The organism is Pseudomonas sp. 5C2, from assembly GCF_034314155.1.
Lineage (GTDB): Bacteria > Pseudomonadota > Gammaproteobacteria > Pseudomonadales > Pseudomonadaceae > Aquipseudomonas.
Genome location: NZ_JAVIWH010000002.1, coordinates 1,110,953 through 1,128,174, shown reverse-complemented (window position 1 = coordinate 1,128,174; position 17,222 = coordinate 1,110,953). Strand labels below are relative to the sequence as shown.

Here is a 17,222-nt window from a genome sequence, read left to right as displayed (position 1 = left end):
GAATAGAAGTGTACAGGTTCGTTCAAAACTGAAGTGTGACCCACTGCCAGGTCAGCGCACTCAACATGTATATCGGCCAGACTTTAGTTTTTATTCGCTCTGAAGAAAAATATATTTCAGGGATGACAATGTGCGTACATATTGGATCCAACAAGCAACACTTAGCTTGCTATTTAAAGTGCGGAAACTTGAGCGTTCTGTACTTAATAAAGCATCCGTTTAATAGGCCCTTGAAGGAAGTGAGGTAGACAAGTCTCTCGCGCGTCCATACCGTAACTTGCCAGCTATTCACTAGAGTCTGCGGCAAAAAAATATAGCCGAATGCCACCCTGTGGGTGCTTCCCAAAATACGGCTATCCGGTGGGCAAACCACACAACAAGAGACGTGACCTGCATCAAGAAAACGTAAACGTTTTGTCAGGTAAGTAGAAAATCGTTCCTGCTGATCGCTACGGGTGCTACTTTATTTCTCGAAGGGTCAATGCAACTGACCCGTCCTCCGCGCATTGGAGCCAATGGAAGTGCTCGATTGAATAAGGTGGGCCGCATGAATCAAGTCACGTTTCCCAATGCATGCCAGCTGATGCGCTGGCATTTTCATCCGGTCGGTTTCGAGGCCACTATGGACGCGCCCAGCAGCATGATCGCCCGTCTGTTTGATCGCGCCAGTGGCGAAACAGTCATCGCTATCGCCGGTATCCCCTGCTCGACGGTGATGAATGCGACAGACGTCGAGCGAATCATCGAGGCCATCGAGGCTGAGCTGGAATCGTTCATTCCACCGCAAGTGTCGGGTTTTTTGTAACACCCTGCCCGCGTCTATCGTCGAAAAACGGCTTGTCTCCTGCGATTCTGTCGGAAGCTTTGGGGACAGCCGCGTTTTCGCTGCCACTGCTGTCGATGTACCAGTAGCAATGACGCACCGCCCGGGTAATAGCAACATACGCCAGGCGCAGGACTTCGTCTTTTTGTGCGGTGTCGAACGGGTCCGCATCACCGTCCTTGCCTAAACCAGCCATTCGATAGACCTGGTTTTTGTAGGGCGACAGGGTCAAATGTTGGCAATCCCCAAGCAGAAACACCGCGTCGGCTTGCAAGCCCTTTGAGCTGTGATAAGTCAGTTGCTTGAAGCGTCTCGATTCGGGTGGCAATCCAGAATCCTCATTAACCATCAGCTGTAACTGCTCGGAAAACCGGGCTTTTTCACTGCTCTTGCGGTACAGCAACAGGATCGAATCGCCATCGTTGTAATGCTGAATCAAACGCTCGGTCAGTTCATCGTCGTCGCGATCCTGCACGGTCACCGGCAGCAGCTCTTGAACACCGCCGGCCGCTTTGGCCTTCTTGCCAGCAATCGACGGTGCGGCGCGGACGATATGCTCGGCCGCGTCAATAATGTGCTGATGGCTGCGGAAGTTGTCGCTGAGCATCACTTTGGTGGTGGCAGGCGATGAGAACTCTTTGGCGAACTCCATGAAGTATTTTGGTGAACTGCCGCGCCACCCATAGATGGACTGCCAATCATCACCGACACACATCAAGGAAGAGCGCTGCGCAGCACGCCCACTGTGCATTGAGGGGCCGCGGCTGCGAATCTCCCGCAGGCTGGCGCGAATCCAGGAAACAATTTGCGGAGAAACGTCCTGAAATTCATCGATCATCAGGTGCGACAGTGGCCTTAGCAGCTCATCATTGATCCGTTTCAAGTTCTCGGGCGAAGTCTCCCCAAACAGCGCAAACATTCTGTTGTAAGTCATCACCGGCGGGGTCTGGGTGAGTAGATGCGCTTCGAACGCTTTCCAGAACAAACTCAGGGCTTCGAAGAAAAACCGATCAGGGTCATTTTCGGCGAAGCTCATCTGAGCGACAGCGGCAGGAACGTCCAGCCCCAGGTTCTCGATGAAGCTCGCAGCCGTGACAAAGGCATCCAGCACAGGCGCGGCGCTCAGCTCGCCCTTCACCTTGTAATCGAAGCCCGGACCCGCGACGGCTGATCCTGCTAGCGACTGTAAAACTCGTTTGGCGGCATCATAGTTTTCTAGCCAAATCACAGGCTTGCGGCAGAAAGCTTGAAACAGGGTGCGCTTTATTACCCACTCGGCCCAGATCGGCAACTTGGCTGTTGATCGTTTCATCTGCTGGTTTTCGGAGGGATCGAAACCCAGCACCACCCAAGCATCCAACTCGGCAATGTAGCCATGAAAATGAAATGAAAACCCATTGATTTCAACGGTTTGCCGCATAGGCTCAATGCCTTTTATCGGCCACGCCTTGGCACGAAACCACAGGTCCTCAATAGTGTCGCACAGCTCCTCATCACGCTTGGCCGACAACTCGGTCACCGTGATACGTTTCTGTACGTCCGGATGATCGCGGTCCAGCTCCTTGAGCTGCAACGCATGGCGATACAAGGGAGCCATGACCTCGCGAAACCGCTCGTTGCTTGCGTACAGATCCCGATAGCAGAGATTCAGTTGCTGACGTTGCGCGTCGTTTATCCGCAAATCGAACGGATTGCTGTCGGCGCCCTCTTCCCCGCTGATTGCCGCCTGATTGCTGAGGTTCTCGAAGGCGCGTAACTGGCTGAAACCCGGCAGGCTGCGTACCCATGGCAGGATCCGCGAATGAAAGGTGCGCACTAGGTCACGACCTTCTTTGAGGCTCAAGCTATGCCCCCACAGCGCCATAATCTGGATGAGCTTATTGATGAAGTCCTTACGCGACTCGCGCGTGAACGTCACCACGGTCATGGAACCGAGTTCAAAACCGAGGTAATGGCTCAACAGGAGAATACGCAGCACCAGCGATGTGGACTTACCCGCACCGGCACCGGCAATGACATAGGTAGACGGTGTGTCGCTGAAAATCATCTTCCATTGTGCGGCACTGGGCTGGGCATGACTGGGCAGCTTTAGCGCTACATCGGCTTTGATGCGTTTTTTAAGGTCTGCAGTGAGCGCCAGGCGCCAGTCATCGAACAGATGATCGTCGATGCGCGGGCCACGGTGTTCGGCGGGGCGGGTGTCGCGGATCAGCAACACGTGCTGGCTGTCCTCTACCGCGTCGAGCCGACCTTCTGCGTAACCTTCGTTCATACCTTCAGCGTGGCCGTTGAGGTAGCCATCGGCATGCCCTTGCAACCAGGACGGCACATGCTGCGAGCGCAAGCCCGTCAGGCTATGGCCGACGAGCCGTGCCAGCAGGCGTTTGAAAAAGGGCAATTGTTCAGGCGGGGACAGATCGGCAGGCAATTGATGCGGCACGCAGGCTCCAGATGTCAGCTTGTGAGCGAAGAAGGGTCTATGGTGGCTGGAATTGTCGACCAGTTCTAGCGAAATGCTTTGCCATCAGCGCGTTAGCCGATCAACTGCAGGTGCAGTCGACAGAGAGACCAATGATACGCAGACCCGACAAATCGAATAAGTAGATTGTTTTGGCGCGATTTTTCCGCTTATTTTCGATGAATAATTGATAGATGATGCTCGCCATCACCCATTGATTTATCGTTCAGCAGTACTGGCGCGAACAGCCTGGCTCTGCTTTGGAGGCCTCAATCATGCTCGAATTAAGACCCTTTAACACGTTGGGCGGCGCAAACCATGGCTGGCTGAACGCACATCATCACTTCTCTTTCGCGGAGTATTACGACCCTAAGCGCATGAATTGGGGCCAGCTGCGGGTATGGAACGATGATGTCATCGCCCCGCAGACCGGCTTCCCGAAACACCCGCACCGCGACATGGAAATCATTACGTACGTCCGTGAAGGTGCGATCACCCACGAAGACAATCTGGGCAACAAGGGCCGCACGGAGGCGGGTGATGTTCAGGTCATGAGCGCCGGAACCGGTATAGCCCACAGCGAATACAACATGGAATCGACTGCGACCAAGATCTTCCAGATATGGATTGTGCCTGATGAGACCGGCTCAGCGCCTTCATGGGGTGCCAAACCATTCCCTGAAGGTCAGCGTGAAGGTTTCGTCACGCTGGCCAGCGGAAAGGACGGCGATGACCAAAGCCTGCGCATTCGTGCCAACGCACGTTTGGTAACCGCCAACCTGAAGGCCGGTGAAACCGCTGAGTACCCCCTGGACGCAGGTCGCCGAGCCTATCTGGTTCCGGCTACAGGGATCATCGAGGTCAACGGTTTGCGTGCAGCGGCACGTGATGGCGTTGCGGTAGAGGATGAGCACTTGCTGCGCGTTACGGCCATTGAGGACAGTGAAATTATTCTGGTGGATGTGACCTGATTCCGCTTCACTCAGCAGTGATTACATCGAGATGTTCTACAACTCAAAACGCCGACATGGTTTCAACAATCAGCTGTCACCGGTAGAGTTTGAAAAGCGTTACGTAATGAGCTTGCAAGGTGTCTAGAGAATCCGGGGCGATTCACCGCTCTGGAGGTCTCGATGTATCAGACCCACTTAAGAAGTGAGGATTTCTTGTTCCCGAGCCGACTGCACGGCTCAGACCATCTCTCCACCAGGCAATACGCCCGAATAGTCAAAGCTTGGGTGACAACCATTGGTCTTCACCCATCCATGTACGGCACTCACACGCTATGACGCACAAAGGCACCTCTTGTCTCTCATAGAACGAAGGTATGAGGGGCAGTTCAGTTGCTACTTGGTCACAACCTGAAAGAACTGTCACATCCATAGCATTTCGTGTCACCGATAATTGAGCTCCTGCGACAGACTCACACAACATCGGTCAGCTTTTGCCGTCAAGCCCGAGTGAGCCGTCGCATAATTCAGTATTAAAGCGAAAGTAGAGGGTTGTTGGAATAGTCGTGGGCACAGCCTAAGCTCATCGATATTTGATAGCCTCTAAGCCACCCTGAAAAATGCCACCTTCTGGGTAAGGCGATCAGCTAGCTGCGCCAGCTCCTGGCTGGCCGTTGCCACTTCCCGTGATCCAGTTGCTGACTGCACGGTTGAGCTGTGGATGCGGGTGATATTCTGTGCTACGTCCTCGGCCACAGCACTTTGCTGGAGAGAGGCGCTGGCGATTTGGGTATTCATATGGTTTATGGCGCCCACTTCTTGGCTAATTTTGGACAGCGCTCTCTGAGCGTTGCGGGTTTGCGCCACTGTCCGATTTACCAGTTCACAGCTGTTACGCATGGTTTGTGCGGCAGTTTCGGTACCACTCTGCAAAGTGCTTATCATTGCGCGAATTTCCTCCGTCGACTGCTGCGTGCGGTTAGCTAGTGAGCGCACCTCGTCGGCCACAACCGCAAACCCTCGACCGTGTTCACCGGCCCGGGCGGCTTCGATGGCTGCGTTCAAAGCCAACAGGTTTGTTTGCGAGGCGATTGAATTGATCACGTCGATAACCGTTTCAATCTGTTCGCTATGCGCGGACACCTGCTCTACCGTGTTGGTGGTTTCAACCAATGTGGTAGCCAGTTGCTCGATAGCTAGCGTGGTGTCTGAAACCAGACGGTTACCGCTTTCAACTTCAGCATCTGCGAGACGCGTCGCATCCGCTGCTTGGGACGCGAAGCCCGACACCTCATTGACCGTGGCCGCCATTTGCGTAATTGCGGTCGCTACCTGCCTGGCCTCATGAGTCTGCAGGCTGATTTGGTCATTATTGGCGGACGATGTCGCCAACAGCTGCATGGACGAATGGTTGACCTCTTGGGCAGCAATGCGTACTTCACTGATGGTGTCGGCCAAGCGGCTGAGGGCGGTTTTCAACACGCCCATAACACTGTTCGGATAGTCGGTAACGATCGTTTGTTGCAAATCGCCTGCTGCCAACCGTTGGATAGCCTGTGCAACCTCCGTCGGCTCGGCGCCCAGCGTTGATTTGATGAAGCGAACAATAAAGGCCGCCAGGATAATGCTCAGCAGCAGCGCTATACCGGTAGCCAAAAGCATCAGACCGCGAAAATGACTAGCGGTAGCTTGTACCGCACTGAGCTGGGTCTTGATCGACACTTCTTCATAGTCAATCAGTGCGTTGACGCGTTTCAACCATTCGCTGTAGTCCCCGGAGGTTTGCCGCAGCAACAAAGCTCGTGCTCCAGAAATATCACCGGCGCGACGTAGGACAATCACCGATTTAGTAGACGCCAGAGTTTGCTTTTCAATGTCTTTAATCGTCAGTAGCAGTTGTTGCTCCTGCGACGTCACTCTCGGGCTTGCGAATAGCTGATCCAACGGTATGGCCGAATCAGCGTAGGCCTTTTCCAGATTGATGACTTCAGTCAGGTGGATTTCCAAGTCTTGATCAGTATCCACCAACACAGCGTCCCGAATAGCTATGGCGCGGTTGTGCACACTTCCGCGGAAGTTTATAGCGTAGCGCTGAACCTTCGCCGCATTCTGGCTGACGTCTTCCAGGGTGGAGTCGATAAAACCCACCCGTTGAATACCAACAGCGGTGATCAATATAAGCAGCGACACGATGGCGGCGAAGCCAAGGCCTATGCGCGTGGCTAGGGAGACTGAATTTTTCATGGGGAGAGCTCGGAGATAGACCCGGTAAGGGCTGGATTGAGCGATATAAATGAGCGATCACCCTGAGGGCAGGGTACGTTCCAGGGCTGCGGCCGCGTAATTGATATTGACGGGCGAGGCAATAGGTTAACGCTATGAAGTCATTTTGTTCTGCCCTTGCGAATGTCAGAACCAGTGCTTGAATGCCTGAATTTCATGACATGCGTCGACGGGGAGAAAACCCGCTACTCCTCATATTCAAATGCTCGATGCACCGCTTCGGTCATTTTTCATTCCGGCGGTGAGCCCAATAGAAAACCCATATGAACCTTCCTCCTGGGTGGGCATGACTGCTCATATCACGGTAAAAGGATGGCGGCTATTGTAAGTCTGTTTTTTTCGGCATACCTTATGCAAAACCTATACAAAGTGTATGCGTATGTACAATATAGAGCAATGGCCACTGACGCTTTACTTTGATGGTGAATGCCCGCTCTGCGCTCGAGAAATCAAGATCCTGAGCCTACGCGCCATACAGGCGCGACTGCTGTTTTTTGACATCAGTCACGATGACTTTGACGTCAAGGCACTGGGGTTCACTCTCGAGCAAATGCAGTCGTCACTTCATGCCAGCTTCGCCGATGGCCGCTGGGTTACGGGTCTAGACGCTACCCTATGGAGCTGGCGAGCAGCCGGTCTGGGTATGTGGGCCACTCCACTGACATGGCGCGCAATTCGGCCGCTGCTTGCAGCCGGCTATAGCCTGTTCTGCCGCTTACGCCCTTATTTGGCATGGCTACCTCATCCTGATGGCAGCCGTCGCTGTCCCGACAACCGATGCACGGTGCCGGAGCAGAAAACCGCGCCAAGCAACCAGCCGACATTGAAAACAAAGCAGACCTAGAAAGCTTCACTCTGTCATTCGCCCGACGAAAGACCTGGGCCACATGTGCTGCTCTACCGAAGCCTGAGTTATCTGCTTCAAACCTTGCGTGACAGGCACGTGCCTAATGATAAGAGTGGACGTCACCTGAAGTGCAGCATGGCTGAGAGGCATCAAAATGAACCCATCATTAGTCGAGCATCACCGTAAAACCCTCGTCGGCGTAATCAACTGCTCCAGCATGCCCAGGTTCGGCATAGAGATGGGGCACGTGACGTTATTTTTCCACCGCCAGTTTGCGGAGGAGACTCAATGAACGATCCCTTGCGGATGAATTCCCTTGGCGACGGCTACCGAGCCTTAGTGATAGGCGCCAGCGGCGCACTCGGGTCGGCCTTTTGCGAATTGCTCAATGAGGATCCACGTTGTGTGGGGGTTCGCGAACTGGGACGCCATAGTTTTCCACGGTTGGATCTGGAAGAGCCTGCGAGTATCGCCAAGGCTGCTGCCGAATTGGCCGAAGAAGCACCGTATCAGTTGATCCTGCATGCCGCAGGTCTGCTCCATCGTGGCGAAATCAAGCCTGAGAAAAGTTACTCCGAGATTGAAGACGATGCGTTCAGGACTGTATTTCAAGTGAATACCTTGGGACCCGCTCTGGTGTTGCGTCACTTTTTGCCATTGCTTGATTCTCGTGGAGCGATGGCGCTGCTCTCTGCCAAGGTCGGGAGTATTGGCGATAACCGCTTAGGCGGCTGGTATGCCTACCGTGCCTCCAAAGCGGCGTTGAACATGCTGATTAAAACAGCATCAATCGAACTGGCACGAACCTGCCCTAAATCCCGTTTACTGAGTCTTCATCCAGGCACCGTTATTTCGGGTCTTTCCCAACCCTTTCGTGGCGCCGCTGCAGCAAGACCGGCAAGTCTTGCCGCGCATGAGCTGCTATCGCTGATTGACCGCCTGGGCCCTGCCGACAGCGGAAATTTCTTTGCTTATGACGGAGAGCGCCTACCCTGGTAGGCAAGGAGTGGAACTTGAATCTGAAAAAATTGACTGAGCTGGCCGCGAATGGCGAGATACGGGAGCTGGAACTGCTATCTCTGGAGCGCGGTATCTATATAGCGCGCATTAGGCTAGATCACGGCCAGCTTACGCTGCTGAACGATTTGGCGAAGCCTATGCACCTTCGTTCCGTCACTCACTTGCGCGATCTGTTGCAACTGGTTCCGCCATTTCCTTGTGTGCTTGTGCAGCAGTGCGTCCATGATGAAATGTGCGGCGGGCGAGAAGGCCCCATTGAGTCGTTGCGAATTCCTTTTTCGCTGGCTGCGCCTTGGTGAGACCGCCTGTTCGAAATATGGGGCTTTTGCTGGGCGATCAGCTGTCTTTCGATCTGAGACTGTGCGATGCATTGGATACCGATCATGACGCCATACTGATGACGGAGGTCATCGCCGAGGCTAACTAGATACCACACCACCCTAGAATATCGCGCTCATCTTTAGTGCCACGCGTCACTTTGAGCTTGCCTTGCGCGAGCGTGGATGGAATTTTATTTACGCTCAAATCGATGAGGTCGGCAATAGCTGCACTTCGGCCTGTGAGTTGCGTCGTAGGGCCGGTAAATTGACGGCAGAGCATGTACACATAACCGAATATGGGGAATGGCGTTTAGAACAGAAGCTGCGTGAGTACGATCTGCAGATAGTCTGGCATGACGATCGGCGTTTTCTTTGCTCTAGCGAGGATTTCGTACACTGGGCAGGAGGGCGCGCTCATTTACGAATGGAAGTGTTCTACCGCGAGATGCGCAAGCGCACTCGACTGCTTCTCGAACCGGATGGCAGCCCAGTGAGTGGTGTTTGGACACCTTGACACGGAAAATCGTAAAAAACTGCCGAGGGGATTGAGCGGGCCTTTTCATGCGAGTTTCGCCGCGGATGACATTACCTGCGAAGTACTCGCAGTGGTTGGCGACCCGCTTCAAGGATCATTATGGAGCCTGGATCGTTTCGATTACCCGGTGACCCACGCAGAAGCCCAGGAGTTGTGGCGGCACTTCCTCGATAGCCCTAAACATCGTCTTGCTTAATGTGCGCCAACTCTGTGCCAGAGTGGCAGAGGTGAGTTTCGACCACGGCAGCGAACAATATCGACGCTTTACAGGCGCGACCATGATGCAGGAGTGTCAGCCTGGCGATGGGCGCGGCGACCTGATCGATGTCAGCCTTGAAGTCCTAGGTCAACATGAGCCTGCTAACAGTAATGGTGCTGCTCTTCTGGAGCATGGTTGGCGCATTGCAGTTGATGCTGGCACGGGTGTCGATACTGATGTTCAACAGGTGCACCCACTAGAACGCCGAGCAATAAAAAGCCCGCAATCCTTCAAGGGGATAGCGAGCTTTTCTGTTTCTGGCTTTACGATGCTTCGGGCTTCGCGCTCGCCAGCTGTTCACGGGCAAACGCGCCCAAAGCGTTCAGAGCCTTGGCCGCCGAACGCAGGTAAAAGGCTTGCAGTTGAAAGACGTGCCAACGTCCGGCGTACACCTCCAGACGGCAATCCACCCCGCTGTTGACTGCGTGTTCGGCCAAACGTGTGGAATCGGATAACAGCAGCTCATGGTCGCCAACCTGAACCAGCATTGGAGGTAGCCCATACAGATCCACCTGCAACGGACTGTGCATCACCTCGTTGGAGGCATACCAACCCAATCCCTGCTCAAGCCAACCGCGACGAATCATCGGGTCATCCTTGAGTCGCGAGGTCATTGAGGCGCCAGCAAAGTGTTCGTCGGTGACCGGAGACATTAGCAGCAGCCCTGCGGCAAAACGCTCGTAACGGTCCCGGAGCTTGAGGGCCAAGGCCAACACCAACGCAGCCCCCGCCGAATCGCCTGCCAGAAAAATCCGGTTGGCCGCATAGCCTTGGGCACGCAACGCCTCATAACAGGCCAACGCATCGTCCAGCGCCGCAGGGCAAGGATGTTCAGGCGCCAATCGGTAATCCGCTACCCATACCGACATCCCGGACGCCTTGGCCAGACGACTGGTGACGCTCCAATGTGTGTCCGGCGAGCCCAGGCAAAACGCCCCACCGTGCAGGTACAAAATGACGCCGTCATTTTCGCCTTGTTTGGGGGCAACCACCTGCACGGGGACGCCATTGACCTGCTGGCGATAATGGTTAACACCCGTGATGCCGGGCATCAGCCCGGAAAGCACGCTGACCACCCTTCTCTGTGCGACGACGCCCAATCCCGGCCCGATCAACGACCGAAACGTTGCACGCAAAAAGCCCCGCAAAAATAAGGCATTCAGCACTTCCGGCCAATCCCGAGATTCGGCAATCGTGGTGCCGCCTTCGAACTGACGGGAAAAACGATACGCATGCAAGCCCGAGAATCGCGTCAACCAGCGATAGCTCAAAGTGAAACCCGGCCAATTGGTACTGTTGTTGCCAGCGTCATCGACGTACCAGCTCTTGCAGCCGTTCCACACGGTGTTAGCCAGGCGTTTCTGGGTCTGCCCGTGGAAACGCTCATAAACGCCTTGATCGACTTCAACCGTGTTCGCCCCCGTTGCGTTCAGCGTGCGCCAGCAGCGCATGACATGAGCGATCTGGCTTTCCAGCATGTACACGATGGAATTGTGGCCCAAGTTGGTATTCGGGCCGTAGAGCATGAAGAAATTGGGGAAGTTTGGAACCGTCAGCCCCAGATAAGCACGGGTGCCGTCGCGCCAGACGTGGTTAAGGTCCACACCGCCGCGCCCGACAATGCGCATCGGTGACAGAAACTCGGTGGCCGCGAACCCGGTGCCGTAGATGATCGCATCAACCTCATGCTGCTCACCATCAGCGGTTTCAATCCCGTTCTCGATGACCCGCACAATACCGTCGGTGATCAATTCCACGTTGGACCGGTTCATGATCTTGAGGTATTCGCTGGACAGCAGGATGCGCTTGCAGCCGAAAGGATAATCCGGGGTCAGCTTCTCCCGCAGCACGGGGTCAGTCACTTGCTCGGTCAGCAGCTTGCGAAACGGAATACCCACCGCCCACTTCATCAACCCCTTGAACCGGGTAAACGCCAGCGCCCTTGATTCATACCGCATGTAGATCGAAGCTCGGTACGCCGTCATCGTCCAGGGGATATTGCGTAGCAGTGATTTTTCCCGCTCGGAGTAGGCGCGGTCTGGACGCGGTATCATGTGCGCGGGCGAGCGCTGGAACACCTTCAGGTGCTCGACCTGTTCGGCAATGGCCGGCACGAACTGGATCGCTGAAGCGCCGGTACCCACCACCGCCACCCGTTTACCCGCCAGCGAGTAACTGTGATCCCAAGTGGCCGAGTGAAAGACATGACCTTTGAAAGTATCCATGCCCGCCAGTTTAGGAAACGCCGGGCGGCTGAGCTGTCCGGTGCCACTGATCAACAAGGACGCGCTCAGTACGCTCCCGTTTTTCTGGGTGACCTGCCACAGTGAAGTGACTTCGTCGAATTCAGCGGACGCGACTTCGGCGCCAAAACGAATGTATTTACCCAGTCCATACTTGTCAGCACAGCGCCGCAGGTAGGCATGAATCTCACCCTGGGGTGCAAAGACTCGGCTCCAGTCCGGATTCAGTTCAAACGAAAACGAATACAAGTGCGAAGGCACGTCACACGCTGCGCCGGGGTAGCTGTTATCCCGCCAGACACCGCCGACGTCGTGCTTTTTCTCCAGAATCACGAAGTCTTTCACACCGGCCTTTTGCAGCGCAACGGCCATGCCGATGCCAGCGAAGCCGGTACCGATGATGATCGCAGTCAGCGGCGTTGCCGACTCAAGGTGGACATCAAAATCATGCAACGACATAAGGTGCCTCGTTCTTGTTATTGGCAGTGGTCGAGTCTTCAAATTTGAATGCCGCGACCCTGTCCTCCAGATCTTGTGGGTCCTGAAGAAAAGCCGGATCAATCCAGGGTGCATCCTGCGGGTCTTTACTCGCCAGCGACACCGCGCCGCGACTGCGTGGACGCAGCAGACAGACTTGGCAGGAAAGCCCATGACCAAGGCGAGATTTGCGGGCATGGTCCTCGACTGGGGCGACGACGAAATGCAATTGAATATCCGGTTTATCCAGATCCTCGCGGGTTTTGAGAAACGCCCCGCCCTCGGCAAAATTCGAGGTCAGCATGCCCCGGCGCTCCCGGCGGAAACGACAGACCTCTTTGAGCCCAATTGTTCACCGAGGTCGCCACCATGGTCACCATGGCGGCCGGGATATTGATCAGACTGGATTGGCCGCCACCGCCCGCCTCCAAAATACAAACGCTGACATCCGGATTTTCGGCCAGCCGCCCGGCGACCACACACCCAGCAGAACCACCGCCCACGACGATGTAATCGAAGGTCATTTTCATTGTTATTTTTCCATGCGCAAGGCAGTACAAAATGCCCAAGCATCTGCTCAGGAACATTCAATCGGGCCTTCTGACTCACCCAAGTGCCGCGACGGCCTTTTATTGTTATTAAAACGGCGAACCGTGCATGGATGATGGTGAGGCCCATCAGTAAAGAGACCCATGCTGGAAAGGGACAACTGTTTTATTATTCGGGCCAATCTTTCGCGACAGGCACACAGGCATGAGCTTTCGGGATTTTAGGCGCGGCCCGGCCAGCGCTTTGCTACTGGTGGAGTTCGGCCGCGAAAAGGGCCTGTCGGCCACCGCAGTGCTGGCCGGCTCGGGGCTGACGCAGGCGCAACTGGCCGATCCTAACGTAGAGCTGAGCGCCGACCAGGAGCTAGGCGTGACCGGCAATCTACTGCAATTGCTCGGGCAGCCGCCGGGGTTAGGTTATGAAGTGGGATCGCGCTACCACTTCTCCATCTATGGCCTGTTCGGCTACGGTCTGATCAGCAGTGCTACCACCGGTGATGCACTGGCCCTGGCTCTGCGGTTTCTGCCGCTCACCTACGCGTTCACGGTTATTTCCTATGAAGAGCAAGGCAGTGATGGTGTGTTGACCTTTGCTGTGCCTGGGCTGCCGCCGGACTTACAAGATTTTCTACTGGCTCGGGACATGGCTGCGGCGGCGGTGCTGCTCAACGAGTCGGGGGGCGAACACTTCTCGCTATCCCGTTTCACCCTCAAAGCCACTGCGCCAACGCAGCCTGGCAACGATCACGTGCTGGGCATCCCTCCCGCCTACTCGGCCAACTGCAATAGCTTGGCGTTCAATCGCGCGTTCCTGTCTCGCCCATTACCCCAGGCCAACGCCGTCACGGTGACAATGTGCGAGCAGATGTGCACGCAGTTGATGCAACGCCGAATCGCCCGCTCGGGCATGACTGCTTTGGTGCAGCACTACCTGACCAGTATCGACAATGCGCCACCGGACCTCACCTCCATGGCCCGTCTGACACACATCAGCGCACGCACCCTCAAGCGCCGATTGCACAACGAGGGCACCACCTTCCGGACACTCTTAGCCGAAGCCCGCAGCCGCAGCGCCATCGAAATGCTCAACGACTCCCGCCTGAGCCTGACCGAGATCGCCGAGCGACTGGGCTTCAGTGATCTGTCGAGTTTTTCCCAAGCGTTCAAGCGTTGGCATGGGGTGGCTCCGAGCCAGTTTCTCGGCACTGTTGGCGCTGATGCGATTTTGACCTAGGCTACTGATTTTTACTGACCCGTATGCAGCCTCTGAAATCGGGGTGCGGTAGAAATCTTGGACTACCTGGAGGTAGTTCATGTATTCATACGAAGACCGCATCCGAGCGATCAAGCTCTACATCAAACTGGGGAAGCACACCGGGGCAACTATTCGTCAGTTGGGCTACCCGGCACGGGATTCATTGCGTGCCTGGATTCACCAGTTGCACCCCGAACTGCACACGCGCGTCATTGGTCGATCTGATGGACTAGCATGGCCTCCAGCGATGAAGCAGGCTGGGGTCATCGCGCTGTGCACGCGACAAGAAAGTACGAACGCCGTGGCTCAAAAGCTGGGCGTGTGCAGGCCAACCTTGTACAACTGGAAAAATCAGCTACTCGGCCCAGAGGCATCCGCATCCATGAAACGCCGACAAAAAACTCCATCGTCACCGGAGCGAGAAGAGTTGCAGCGGCAACTTGAATCTCTTCGGCTAGACGTGCGCCGTCTGCAACTTGAGCACGACCTGTTGATGAAGGCGAATGAACTCATAAAAAAAGATACGGGCATCGACCGGCAAGTCCTGACCAATAGGGAGAAGACATTGCTGGCTGATGCCCTGAGGCCGACATACTCCTTGTCAGAGCTGCTTGAAGCGCTGGGCTTGGCCCGAAGCTCCTATGTCTATCATCGAGCCCGAATGCAGGTCGCGGAAAAATACACCGAAGTGCGTCGTGCCATGGCGGACATCTTCGAGCGCAATCATCGCTGCTATGGCTACCGCCGGATGCGGGTTTCGCTGAGCAGGCAGCGTGTGCGTCTGTCAGAGAAGGTGGTGCAGCGCTTGAATGCAAAGCTGATTCGTTCGATGTCGCGCAAGGGATGCTCGCCTGACAACGCGGCTTGTGAAGGCTTCTTCGGCCGGCTGAAAACGGAGCGGTTCTATCCTCGCAACTGGCAGTCAACGAGCATCGAGCAGTTTATTCAGGCCCTGGATTTATATATTCGCTGGTACAACGAGAAACGAATCAAGATTTCTCTCGGCGCTCTCAGTCCTGTTGAGTATCGTGAGAGCCTGGGCCTCGCGGCATAACCAGTCCAAGTTTTTTGCCGCACCCCCCCAGCACGGCGCTGCTGTTTTACGGCGCTCATAGGGATTGATGCCTTGGGCAACCAAGGTACGCGCTTCTTTGAGGCTAATTTGCGGGTAACAACCCAAGGACATGCGCTTCTGCTTGCCCGTCCAGTAGTAACGGAAAAGCCAGATCTTTCCACCGCTGGCCGTCACATTGAGCGTGAGGCCGTCACTGTCATCGAGCGTGTAGTTAATACCAGTGATTCGGGCGTGCCTAATAGACATTTCTGAGAGTGCCATCGCAAGCTCCTGAACAGAGTCAGGGCCAGATGCTCATCTCGGTACGCAAACTGCTCCAGCAACAAACCGATTTAGTACGCATCAAAATCCTGGACTTAAACGCACCGGATGGTGCTGGATTCCAGTGGTTCCCGCCGGAACGAAAAAAGGACCCGAAGGTCCTTATTTCAATCGTCACAGAATCCAATGGAATTCTGCAGCGCTATATTTGGAGCGGGAAATGAGACTCGCATCTGGCGTCCGACCCTTTGAAATCTAAGGGGTTTCTTTTCTTGCCGAAGCAGGAAAAGACTCAATTCTGGACTTGTTTTTGGGGTGTTTCAAGAGCGAAAAAAGGGGTGATTCTAAGCAAGGCTATTGGGTTCTACCCAAAGCCAATGGACGAACGATCATCAAGCTGGCAGTGTCATTTTCACAGGATCAACAGGTATGAGTCCCCCCCGAAAAGACGTCCCAACCTCCCCCGCTCACCAGGCAACTCACAACCGACGAATATCGACCACCGCAGGCAACTCTTCGGGCTGGTAGACCATGAGCAGATGTTCTGGAGCCCTCTCCCGCTCAGGATCGATGGCCGCTCGGAAGGATTGGATTAAATACTTGGCGATGGGGGCGCGGACGTTAAAAACCGTTGCTGCAGTACCCCCCATGTATTCCTCACGGACCATACGGGCCTGCTCGGCCGACAGATCCCTGTGTGGCACCAGACGCACTGCAACTATCCTGTGCCAATCTACGTCTCGATCCAGCCTTGGGAGGACGGCGTCTTCAGATGCACTTACCGCCGTAATTCGGCCAAGATTTAGGTCGCAGAAGTGCTGATGTTAGACCTGCGACAGTAAGAGCTGCCGGAAATGCCGTGAGCATAAGTTGCCTTGGGGCCTTAGAGCCCCAGGCTTCACTCGCCGACGCCTGAAAACACCTCGACAATCGTATCAATCACCGCATATACCCTCGCGGTATGCGGCAGATCTGCACGGGGAACTCCGGCACGACGCATGCCGCCTGCGGTTCAACAGTTCCGGGACCAGAGGCATGCCCTTGTCACCTTGCACAGTACCTGCACCAACTAATGGGTTTCCAGCAAGCGGCGAAAAGGCAACAGGGCGGTGGGGAATACCAAGGTAAATTCGTATACCCTATCTAAAATTCATTCCAAACGATCGCCACCGTGACCCTACCAATGCTCAATGCTCCAGACCTTGGCAATACGCCGTCGACTTCAGAGATCATCACCCGTCATTTACGTGACGCCATCGTCGCCGGACATTTCGCCGAGGACGAGCCGATTCGCCAGGACGACATCGCCCGCCAGTTCAACGTCAGCAAGATTCCGGTGCGCGAAGCCCTTAAACGCCTGGAAGCAGAAGGGCTGGTGATATTTCAGCGCAATCGCGGGGCCATGGTCACGCGTATCTCCGAGCCGGAGCTGGCGCAAATGTTTGAAGTGCGCATGCTGCTCGAAGACAAGGTGCTGCGCCTGGCTATTCCGAATATGACCGAGGAAACCTTCACCCGGGCTGAACGTATCTGCCAGGAGTTCATCGGCGAAAACGATGTGGGCCGCTGGGCCGAGCTCAACTGGGAGTTGCACGCCTGCCTGTATGAACCGGCGCAACGCCCGTTCCTGGTAAGCATGATCCGTTCGGTCAACGACAAACTGGAGCGTTACTTGCGCATGCAGATGAGCCTCTCGGCGGGCAAGGAGCGGGCCGACCATGAGCACCGGGAAATCCTTGAAGCCTGCCGCGCCGGTGATGTGGATCGCGCCGTGGTGCTGCTTGACGAGCACATTGCCGGTGTCTGCAAAACCTTGCTGGAACATCTACCCTGCGCTAAATAGCCGCCAGCCCCACTGTGCTGATTTC

The 17,222-nt window shown here is 55.3% G+C and carries 16 protein-coding genes and 3 pseudogenes; 12 read left to right on the top strand and 7 right to left on the bottom strand.

Annotated elements, in window-relative coordinates:
- The first annotated feature begins 529 nt into the window (after positions 1-529).
- Positions 530-805: a DUF1652 domain-containing protein gene (locus tag RGU44_RS05850; RefSeq protein WP_322182698.1), complete on the top strand. Its 276-nt coding sequence runs from the start codon at positions 530-532 to the stop codon at positions 803-805.
- Here the strand turns inward: RGU44_RS05850 and RGU44_RS05845 are convergent.
- The gene (locus RGU44_RS05845) at positions 774-3,095 is read right to left on the bottom strand and encodes a UvrD-helicase domain-containing protein (protein ID WP_322217763.1); all 2,322 of its coding nucleotides are present in this window, start codon (positions 3,093-3,095) and stop codon (positions 774-776) included. The two genes, RGU44_RS05850 and RGU44_RS05845, sit on opposite strands and share 32 nt — an antisense overlap.
- A 461-nt stretch (positions 3,096-3,556) precedes the next feature.
- Between RGU44_RS05845 and RGU44_RS05840 the strand changes: the two genes are divergently transcribed.
- The 3 genes and pseudogenes from RGU44_RS05840 to RGU44_RS05830 form a co-directional block, all read left to right on the top strand.
- Positions 3,557-4,252 (top strand): pirin family protein, encoded by a 696-nt coding sequence (locus RGU44_RS05840; protein ID WP_322216115.1) that lies wholly within the window; start codon positions 3,557-3,559, stop codon positions 4,250-4,252.
- Between the two features lie 19 nt (positions 4,253-4,271).
- Positions 4,272-4,379 (top strand): annotated as a pseudogene (locus tag RGU44_RS05835) (IS3 family transposase); the annotation flags it as partial.
- A 17-nt stretch (positions 4,380-4,396) separates the two neighbouring features.
- Positions 4,397-4,612 (top strand): annotated as a pseudogene (locus RGU44_RS05830) (integrase); the annotation flags it as partial.
- 222 nt (positions 4,613-4,834) lie between these two features.
- Here RGU44_RS05830 and RGU44_RS24925 read toward each other — a convergent pair.
- Positions 4,835-5,542 (bottom strand): methyl-accepting chemotaxis protein, encoded by a 708-nt coding sequence (locus RGU44_RS24925; protein ID WP_416194628.1) that lies wholly within the window; start codon positions 5,540-5,542, stop codon positions 4,835-4,837.
- A 1,351-nt stretch (positions 5,543-6,893) separates the two neighbouring features.
- On the opposite strand from RGU44_RS24925, the gene RGU44_RS05820 reads away from it, so the two are divergent.
- The 5 genes from RGU44_RS05820 (at position 6,894) to RGU44_RS05800 (ending at position 9,432) form a co-directional block, all read left to right on the top strand.
- The gene (locus RGU44_RS05820; protein ID WP_322216112.1) at positions 6,894-7,358 is read left to right on the top strand and encodes a DUF393 domain-containing protein; all 465 of its coding nucleotides are present in this window, start codon (positions 6,894-6,896) and stop codon (positions 7,356-7,358) included.
- A 291-nt stretch (positions 7,359-7,649) separates the two neighbouring features.
- Positions 7,650-8,360: an SDR family NAD(P)-dependent oxidoreductase gene (locus tag RGU44_RS05815; RefSeq protein ID WP_322216110.1), complete on the top strand. Its 711-nt coding sequence runs from the start codon at positions 7,650-7,652 to the stop codon at positions 8,358-8,360.
- A gap of 14 nt (positions 8,361-8,374) precedes the next feature.
- Positions 8,375-8,680 (top strand): DUF6482 family protein, encoded by a 306-nt coding sequence (locus RGU44_RS05810; RefSeq protein WP_322216108.1) that lies wholly within the window; start codon positions 8,375-8,377, stop codon positions 8,678-8,680.
- A gap of 190 nt (positions 8,681-8,870) precedes the next feature.
- Positions 8,871-9,215: a cryptochrome/photolyase family protein gene (locus tag RGU44_RS05805; RefSeq protein ID WP_322216105.1), complete on the top strand. Its 345-nt coding sequence runs from the start codon at positions 8,871-8,873 to the stop codon at positions 9,213-9,215.
- A gap of 31 nt (positions 9,216-9,246) precedes the next feature.
- A complete protein-coding gene (locus RGU44_RS05800; protein ID WP_322216103.1) occupies positions 9,247-9,432 on the top strand; it encodes a hypothetical protein in 186 nt (61 codons plus the stop codon).
- Positions 9,433-9,758: 326 nt separating this feature from the next.
- On the opposite strand, the gene RGU44_RS05795 is transcribed toward RGU44_RS05800, so the two are convergent.
- The 3 genes from RGU44_RS05795 to RGU44_RS05785 are packed head-to-tail and all read right to left on the bottom strand — an operon-like array spanning position 9,759 to position 12,745.
- Complete coding sequence (locus RGU44_RS05795) at positions 9,759-12,197, bottom strand: flavin-containing monooxygenase (RefSeq protein WP_322216102.1); 2,439 nt, start codon at positions 12,195-12,197, stop codon at positions 9,759-9,761.
- Positions 12,184-12,519, bottom strand: coding sequence for a GMC oxidoreductase (locus RGU44_RS05790; RefSeq protein WP_322216100.1), 336 nt, complete (start codon positions 12,517-12,519; stop codon positions 12,184-12,186). Before RGU44_RS05790 ends, RGU44_RS05795 begins: the two co-directional genes overlap by 14 nt.
- Complete coding sequence (locus RGU44_RS05785; protein ID WP_322216098.1) at positions 12,458-12,745, bottom strand: lycopene cyclase family protein; 288 nt, start codon at positions 12,743-12,745, stop codon at positions 12,458-12,460. The genes RGU44_RS05790 and RGU44_RS05785 overlap by 62 nt, the downstream gene beginning before the upstream one ends.
- A 223-nt stretch (positions 12,746-12,968) precedes the next feature.
- On the opposite strand from RGU44_RS05785, the gene RGU44_RS05780 reads away from it, so the two are divergent.
- The gene (locus RGU44_RS05780) at positions 12,969-13,997 is read left to right on the top strand and encodes an AraC family transcriptional regulator (protein WP_322216095.1); all 1,029 of its coding nucleotides are present in this window, start codon (positions 12,969-12,971) and stop codon (positions 13,995-13,997) included.
- A gap of 79 nt (positions 13,998-14,076) precedes the next feature.
- The gene (locus RGU44_RS05775) at positions 14,077-15,072 is read left to right on the top strand and encodes an IS3 family transposase (protein ID WP_322216093.1); all 996 of its coding nucleotides are present in this window, start codon (positions 14,077-14,079) and stop codon (positions 15,070-15,072) included.
- A 45-nt stretch (positions 15,073-15,117) separates the two neighbouring features.
- Here RGU44_RS05775 and RGU44_RS05770 read toward each other — a convergent pair.
- Together RGU44_RS05770 and RGU44_RS05765 are read right to left on the bottom strand one after the other, a co-directional pair.
- Positions 15,118-15,354: pseudogene (locus tag RGU44_RS05770) on the bottom strand (Arm DNA-binding domain-containing protein); the annotation flags it as partial.
- A 479-nt stretch (positions 15,355-15,833) separates the two neighbouring features.
- A complete protein-coding gene (locus RGU44_RS05765) occupies positions 15,834-16,058 on the bottom strand; it encodes a hypothetical protein (RefSeq protein WP_322216091.1) in 225 nt (74 codons plus the stop codon).
- 479 nt (positions 16,059-16,537) lie between these two features.
- On the opposite strand from RGU44_RS05765, the gene RGU44_RS05760 reads away from it, so the two are divergent.
- Positions 16,538-17,197, top strand: coding sequence for a GntR family transcriptional regulator (locus tag RGU44_RS05760; RefSeq protein WP_322217761.1), 660 nt, complete (start codon positions 16,538-16,540; stop codon positions 17,195-17,197).
- Positions 17,198-17,222 lie beyond the last annotated feature (25 nt).